This is a genomic window from Nocardioides sp. (assembly GCF_036401255.1).
GTDB lineage: Bacteria > Actinomycetota > Actinomycetes > Propionibacteriales > Nocardioidaceae > Nocardioides.
Map to the genome: position 1 here is coordinate 1 of NZ_DASWVI010000136.1, position 6,850 is coordinate 6,850.

Here is a 6,850-nt window from a genome sequence, read left to right on the forward strand (position 1 = left end):
CGCGCTGGCGCGCGAGCAGCTCGTGACCGCCCGCCGCTCGGGATCGGCGTACGCCGTCGCGCTCGGCCTGCGGACCCTGGCGACCGTGGACGCCCACACCGACCGCACCGCGGTGCTCCGCGAGGCCCGAGCCGCGCTCGCCGACGTCCGCGCCGAGCGGCTCGCCGCGCAGATCGACACCGACCTGGCCGGCCTCCTGCTGCTCTCCGGGGGCGAGGACACCACCGAGGCGCTGGCGCTGCTGCGCTCGGCGGAGGCGTACGCCGGTCGCGAGGAGCTCTGGCCGCTGCAGAACCGGGTCCGCCGGCTGCTGGACCGGCTCGGTGAGCCGGCGCGGCCGGTGCGCGGCGAGGCGCTCGCGGTGCTCACCACCGCCGAGCGCCGGATCGCGCGACTGGCCGCCGACGGGCTCACCAACCGCCAGATCGCCGACCGGCTGGTCGTCACGGTCAAGGCCGTGGAGTGGCACCTCTCGCACGTCTACCGCAAGCTCGGCATCCGTTCGCGGGCCGGACTCCCCGCCAGCCTCGGCCCGGAGATCGTGGGGCGGTAGCGCCGCGGGACGCGACCGGACCCGTCGGACCCGGTGGCGATCAGAGCCAGCGCAGGCTGCGGCCGTGACCGTGGGTGCGGGCGACGGCCCGGCCGTCGACGCCGAGGACGAACCCGTGCTCGTCCCCCGGCGGCTGGGGGACGGTCCCGGTCACCTCGGGCAGCACCCGCGGACCCTCGTTGCTGACCCAGTGGCAGCGGCCCGCGGCGACCAGCCCGCTCATCAGCCGGTGGAACTCGCGGCGCCGCTCGTCCGGCAGGTAGGCGATGACCGCGCTGTGGAACACCAGCACCGGGCCGTGCTCGGCGGCCCGGTCGACCATCGCGGGGAGCTCCTCGAGCAGGTCGCCGCGGTGGAGGTGCGGCGGGTCGTGCCGCGCGACCGCGATCGCCCGGTCGAGCTGGGCGCGCCGGTCGTCGTGCTCGGGCCACACCAGCGTGGACAGCCAGCGGACCTGGTCGGGGTCGGTCACGTCGATCGGGCTGAGGTCGATGCCGCCGCGCCACGCGACCTCGACCGGCGCCGCCGGGAGCGGACCCGACCCGAGCACCGCGCAGCCGAGCTCGGGCGCGGCCGGGTCGCCCGCCCGGCGTACGCCGGACTCGGTGCTCCACGCGTAGCGGTAGCGGTCCGGGAACAGGCACAGCCCGGCGCTCGCACCGACCTCGAGCAGCGCGACCGGTCCCGACCCGGCGGCCATCGCGAACGCCGGCACCAGCGTGGCCAGCCGGCCCGCCTCGTTGGTCTGGGTGGCCCGCTCCAGGATCGTGCGGCGGATCGTGCCGTCGTCGCCGAGCAGCGCCTCGCGGAGCGCGGCGTACGGCCCGGGGGCCGGTACGCCGTGCCAGCGGGCGGCCGCCAGGACCAGGTTGGGCTGGCGCTTGAGCTCCGGCAGCGACTCCAGCCAGGCGAGCACCTCGGCGTCGGCGGCCACCCGGCCCGCCCAGTCCGCGAAGCACGGCGACGTCGGGGCGGCATCGGCCGCGAACTCCGTGTACTGCGTCACCGTGTCCGAGAAGATGTCCATGCCCCATTGTCGGACTCCGTTGTCGAATCGGGCCCGGCGGCCCGCCCCGATGGGCCACCATGCTGGCCATGGGAACCTTCGGGGGGCGAAGGGCGGTGGCGCACGCCTCCGCCTGGGTGGTGCTCTCCGTCCCGCTGCTCACGGGCTGCTCGACGGCCCTCGACCAAGCGCACAGCGTGCAGACCCGGCTCGGACGCATCGAGCAGGTCACCGACACCTCCGTCACCACGCCCTCGGCGGAGCGCGGCGCCGCGATCTCGGTCCACTACGGCGAGGTGACGACGCAGCGCGGGCTCTCGCGGCTGCTCGCCGAGATCGACCGCGTCGCCGACGAGGCCGACTATCCGGCGTACCGCCTCGACCTGCGGCCGGCCGAGGCGCCCGGCGATGCGCTGGTGGTCGACGACTCCTTCATCGGCAGCGACGCGGAGCCGACCGTGCTGCGGGCCTGGCTGCTGGTCACCGCGGCGCTCCTCGGCGACGTCGAGTACTCCTACGAGCCGGCCCGCGAGGCGATCACGGTCGACTCGGGCGCGGCGATCGGTCACGACGTCGGTGAGGCGAGCCGGGTCGGCTACGGCTATCGCGACACGACCTGGACGTTCACCGCCGACGGCGCCACGTTCGTCGCCGGCGGCCGGGTGTCTCTCACGGACGTGCAGCTCCTCCAGGGCGTGCAGCGCTCGGTGTCCTCGGACTCGCTGCCCGCACCGGCCGCGACCTGGCGGCTCGAGCGGCGCACGGACCACGTCCTGCTCGACCTCGACGTCGAGCTCGGGCCGCCCGGCCCCGGCGGGGTGACACCCGAGCGGGTCACCGTGTCGAGGTACGGCGAGGACGTCCAGCGGCTGGTGACCGCCGCCCTCGGGGCCGTTCGGGTGGCGGGCCTCCCCGTCTGGCTGCGGCTGCACCACCGGACCGAGGAGGGCGATGACGTGTTCGGCTACTGGGTCAGCGGGCAGGCGCCGGTGCGCGGCCGGGACCCGCTGGTGCGCGGCTGGGACCGGTGGCTGGCCGACCTCGCCCGGTCGCTCGCCTCCTGACCGCCCGCCGCGCACCTGACAGAACTGCTGCGGATCCGCGGGGATCCACAGCAGTTACGTCTGGTGCGTGGCGGATCAGCCCGCGGGGAGGGCGACGTAGGTGGTCTCGAGGTACTCCTCGATGCCCTCGAAGCCGCCCTCGCGGCCGAAGCCGCTGGACTTGACGCCGCCGAACGGCGCGGCCGGGTTGGAGATCAGGCCGGTGTTGACGCCGACCATGCCGAACTCCAGCGCCTCGGCCAGCCGGATCGTGCGGGCCAGGTCGCGGGTGTAGACGTAGGACGCCAGGCCGTACTCGGTGTCGTTGGCCAGCCGCACCGCGTCGTCCTCGGACTCGAACGTCGTGATCGGCGCGACCGGCCCGAAGATCTCCTGCACGTTGATCTCGGAGTCGGCCGGTACGTCGAGCAGCACGGTCGGCAGGTAGAAGTACCCGGCCAGGTCGGGCGCGGCACCCCCGCAGACGACCCGGGCCCCGTCGTGGACCGCGTCCGTGACCAGCTGGCTGACGCTCTCGACCGCCCGCTCGTCGATGAGCGGGCCGACGTCGACGCCGTCGTCCTGGCCGCGGCCGACGGTGAGCGTCCCCATCCGCTTGCCGAGCCTGTCGGCGAACTCCTCGGCGACCGAGGCGTGCACGAGGAACCGGTTGGCGGCGGTGCAGGCCTCGCCCATGTTGCGCATCTTCGCCACCATCGCGCCGTCGACGGCGGCATCGAGGTCGGCGTCCTCGAAGACCAGGAACGGCGCGTTGCCGCCCAGCTCCATGCTGAGCCGCTGGAGCTGGTCGGCGGACTGGCGCACCAGCACCCGGCCGACCCCGGTCGAGCCGGTGAAGCTGACCTTGCGAAGCCGGCTGTCGGCCTGGAGCGTCTCGCTGAACTCGCCGGTGTGGCTGGTGGTCACCACGTTGAGGACCCCGGCGGGGAGGCCGGCCTCCTCGAGCACCGCGGCGAGCGCCAGCATCGTCAGCGGCGTCTGGCTCGCCGGCTTGACCACCATCGTGCAGCCGGCCGCGATGGCCGGGCCGATCTTGCGGGTCCCCATCGCGAGCGGGAAGTTCCAGGGGGTGATGAACAGGCACGGGCCGACCGGCTTCTTCACCGTCAGCAGCCGGCTGCCGCCGGCCGGGGCCTGCATCCAGCGCCCGTGGATGCGCACCGCCTCCTCGGCGTACCACCGGAAGAACTCCGCGCCGTAGGCCACCTCGCCCTTCGCCTCCGCGACGGTCTTGCCCATCTCCAGGCTCATCAGGTGGGCGAACAAGTCGGCCCGTTCGGTGATCAGCTCGAAGGCGGTGCGCAGGATCTCGCCCCGCTGGCGGGGTGCGGTCCGGGCCCAGTCGGCCTGGGCGTCGACGGCCGCATCGAGGGCGTCGACGGCGTCGGCGATCGAGCCGTCGGCGACGTCGGTGAGCACCGAGCCGTCGGCGGGGTCGATCACGTCGAGGCGCTTGCCGCCCTCCGCGTCGCGCCAGCTGCCGCCGATCAGGAGGCCCCGCTGTCCGGGGCCGAGGAGGTCGAGTCCGTTCATGGCCCCAGCCTCGCACCCCGGGACCAGCCGTGCACCCACCGACCTTCCGGCAAATCGCTGACAGGGCGTCGGGCGCATGTCACCCTGAGTGCGTCGACTTCGGAGGGAGCACCTTGTCGTCGGCAAGAACCCCTTGCTGACCCCATGCAGCGAGGGGTTCACCCTTTGTCGACCCCGCCCGGAGCACCCCCTCGCATCGGGCCGGAGCGGCAGAGGAACGGGGGCCCCGGCTGTGCCGAGGCCCCCGTGCCCGTCCGGTCCGAGACCGGCGCCCGTCGTCTAAACGAGGCCGATCACGGCACGTCGTACTTCAGCGTGAACGAGCCGGATCCCGAGTAGGCGTAGACGTCCCAGCGGTAGCTGCCGGTGCCGGCCGAGTAGGTGATGTTCTCGGTCGAGCTCGCGCTCTCGCTGGCCGCGACGTCGACCCAGGTCCCGCTGCTGTTCTTCTTCTGCAGGTACAGGTCGAGGTCCGTGCCGCTCGGGCCGGTCAGGCAGCCGTTGATGGTGCCGGCCGTGGTGACCGAGAAGCCGGTCGAGGACGGCTTGTACGTCGAGTAGCCCGACGTGGCCGTGCCGGTCGCGGTGATCTCGGTGCAGGTGCCGCCGCCCCCGCCGCCACCGGAGCCGCAGGTCGGCTCGCCGGACTGCGCGGGCACCGAGATCGCGTCCCAGGCCGACTTGACCCGGTTGAACGTCGTGCAGTCGCTGGTGCCGTACAGGTTGTTCGTGGCCGTCAGCGTGGCGATCCGGGCCTTGGCGTGGGTCCAGTAGGTCGTCTTCATCAGCAGCGCGTTGTAGAAGATCTTGCCGGCGGTCTGGATGCCGACGCCGGTGACCGACGACCCGTTGCAGGTCGGCGAGGCCGGCGAGGCGCCGGAACCCTTGGCGAGCAGGTAGAACCAGTGGTTGAGCGGGCCCGCGGCCGCGTGCACCTCGGTGTTCTTGATGCTCGAGGACCAGCAGTTCGGGTCGCCGACCAGGCTCGGGTTGTACATGTAGCGGATCGGGCCGTTGCCGACGAGGTCGGCCTCCTCGCCGACCGTGAAGTCGGCCGGGTCGTTGGGGTTCGCGGCGTACGCCTCGGTGAGGGCACCGAAGATGTCACCCGTCGCCTCGTTCATGCCACCGGTCTCGTTGTCGCCGGTGGAGCCGCCCGGCGTGGTCTGGAAGACGCCGTGACCCTGTTCGTGGGCGACGATGTCGATCGCGGTGAGCTGGCGCGCGTTGTCCTGGCTGTGGCCGAAGTTGACCATGGAGCCGTCGAAGTAGGCGTTGACGTCGTTGAGGCCGACCCGGGCCGGGTAGGTGCTGCCGTTGCCCTTCACGCCGCTGCGGCCCAGCCACGACGAGAGCATGTCGACCTCCTTGTCGACGCCGTAGAGCGTGTCGACGCAGGCGGTCTCGAGGTTGGTGCCGGAGCCGTTGCCCCACACGTCGTCGGTGCCGGTGAAGATCGTGCCCGACTGGTTGGCGCACGAGACGCCGGTGCGGCTGGAGTCCGACATCCGGTAGGACGTCCCGCTCCCCGAGGTGCCGATCGTGACGCCGGGGTAGTAGTAGCCGTTGCCGGTGCCGTCGGCGACCAGGTCCCAGCTGCCGATGACCCTGCCGGTGATCGCGTCGGTGTAGACGGTCAGCTTGGTCGGCCGGTCGGCGGTCGTGCCGGTCACGCGCGTGGACCAGGCCAGCCGGGGCGTGCGCTGGGCGTGCACGACCAGCTGGGGCTGGGAGACGCTGCTGACGTGGTCGACCAGGGTGCGGGCCCGGCGCTGCGCGGCGGCGGCACCGACCCGGGGGGTGATCGAGCGCAGGTCGATCACCTGGCGCTGGGTGGCGCTGCGGCCGGTGACCTTGCCGGTGCGGTCGACCGCGAGGACGAAGTCGCCGCCGATGACCGGGAGCCCGCGGTAGGTGCGGTCGAAGGCGACGTACTTCGCGCCGTCGGTGGCGGCCGTGGTGCCGGCCTGCCGGAAGGCGTCGTGCTTGCCGGCCTTGAAGGCGGCGCGGTGGTCGGCGAGGTACGCCGCCGCGGTGCGTGCCGCCGCGCGCTTGGCGGCCGGCGTGGCGGCCGGGGTGGCCGCCGTGTTCGACTTGTCGGTGGAGTGGGCGGACGGGCTCTGCGCCGCGACCGATGCCGGGACCTGGGGTCCGAGCGCGACGACGCCGGAGACCGAGGCCGCCAGAGCCGCTCCGAGCAGCGTTCTGGTTCTCATGGGGTGGTGCTCCCTCGTGGGTGTGGGGGTGGGCTCCTCGGCTCGGCGGTCGCCGGTCCGAGGAGTGAGAGAAACGTAGGAACCCGGCGCCGGAGGGGGTAGCGGGGAAACCCTTGTCGCCGCGGGCCGCGGGGCGGGGCGCTACTCGGCCGGGGCCGGGACCAGCAGGGTGACCAGCTGGGTGCGCGATCGCACGTCGAGCTTGCGGTAGATCCGGGTGAGCGTCGCCTCGACGGTCTTGACGCTCAGGTAGAGCCGCTCGGCGACCTCGCGGTTGCTGGCGCCCTGGCAGACCAGGCGGGCGATCCGGGCCTCGGTGTCGGTGAGGCGGCCGAGCAGTGGGTCGTCGGTGGCGGTGACCGGCCCGGGCGCGAGCTCGGCGCGGACCTGCGCCAGCCACGAGCGTGCGTGGAGGTCGGCGAACGTCGACTCCGCGGCCGCGAGGGCGGCGCGCGAGGCGGCGGCGCGGCGGCTGCGC

6 protein-coding genes are annotated in these 6,850 nt (G+C 73.5%); 2 read left to right on the top strand and 4 right to left on the bottom strand.

The annotated features are described in order from the left end of the window. Window positions 1-553 (top strand): helix-turn-helix transcriptional regulator (locus tag VGD85_RS06085; RefSeq protein ID WP_331062552.1); only part of this gene is annotated, 553 nt, incomplete at its 5' end. Window positions 554-593: 40 nt separating this feature from the next. On the opposite strand, the gene VGD85_RS06090 is transcribed toward VGD85_RS06085, so the two are convergent. Then, window positions 594-1,580: a DUF2332 domain-containing protein gene (locus VGD85_RS06090; RefSeq protein WP_331062553.1), complete on the bottom strand. Its 987-nt coding sequence runs from the start codon at window positions 1,578-1,580 to the stop codon at window positions 594-596. A gap of 68 nt (window positions 1,581-1,648) precedes the next feature. Between VGD85_RS06090 and VGD85_RS06095 the strand changes: the two genes are divergently transcribed. Then, window positions 1,649-2,623: a hypothetical protein gene (locus tag VGD85_RS06095; RefSeq protein WP_331062554.1), complete on the top strand. Its 975-nt coding sequence runs from the start codon at window positions 1,649-1,651 to the stop codon at window positions 2,621-2,623. A 75-nt stretch (window positions 2,624-2,698) separates the two neighbouring features. Here the strand turns inward: VGD85_RS06095 and VGD85_RS06100 are convergent, their stop codons facing one another. The 3 genes from VGD85_RS06100 to VGD85_RS06110 form a co-directional block, all read right to left on the bottom strand. After that, on the bottom strand, window positions 2,699-4,156 hold the full coding sequence (locus VGD85_RS06100) for an NAD-dependent succinate-semialdehyde dehydrogenase (RefSeq protein ID WP_331062555.1): 1,458 nt from the start codon (window positions 4,154-4,156) through the stop codon (window positions 2,699-2,701). 293 nt (window positions 4,157-4,449) lie between these two features. Next, entirely contained in the window at window positions 4,450-6,372 is a 1,923-nt protein-coding gene (locus tag VGD85_RS06105; protein ID WP_331062556.1) for a M4 family metallopeptidase, read from the bottom strand. Between the two features lie 141 nt (window positions 6,373-6,513). Further along, the coding region (locus VGD85_RS06110; RefSeq protein ID WP_331062557.1) for a helix-turn-helix transcriptional regulator at window positions 6,514-6,850 on the bottom strand (337 nt) is incomplete at its 5' end.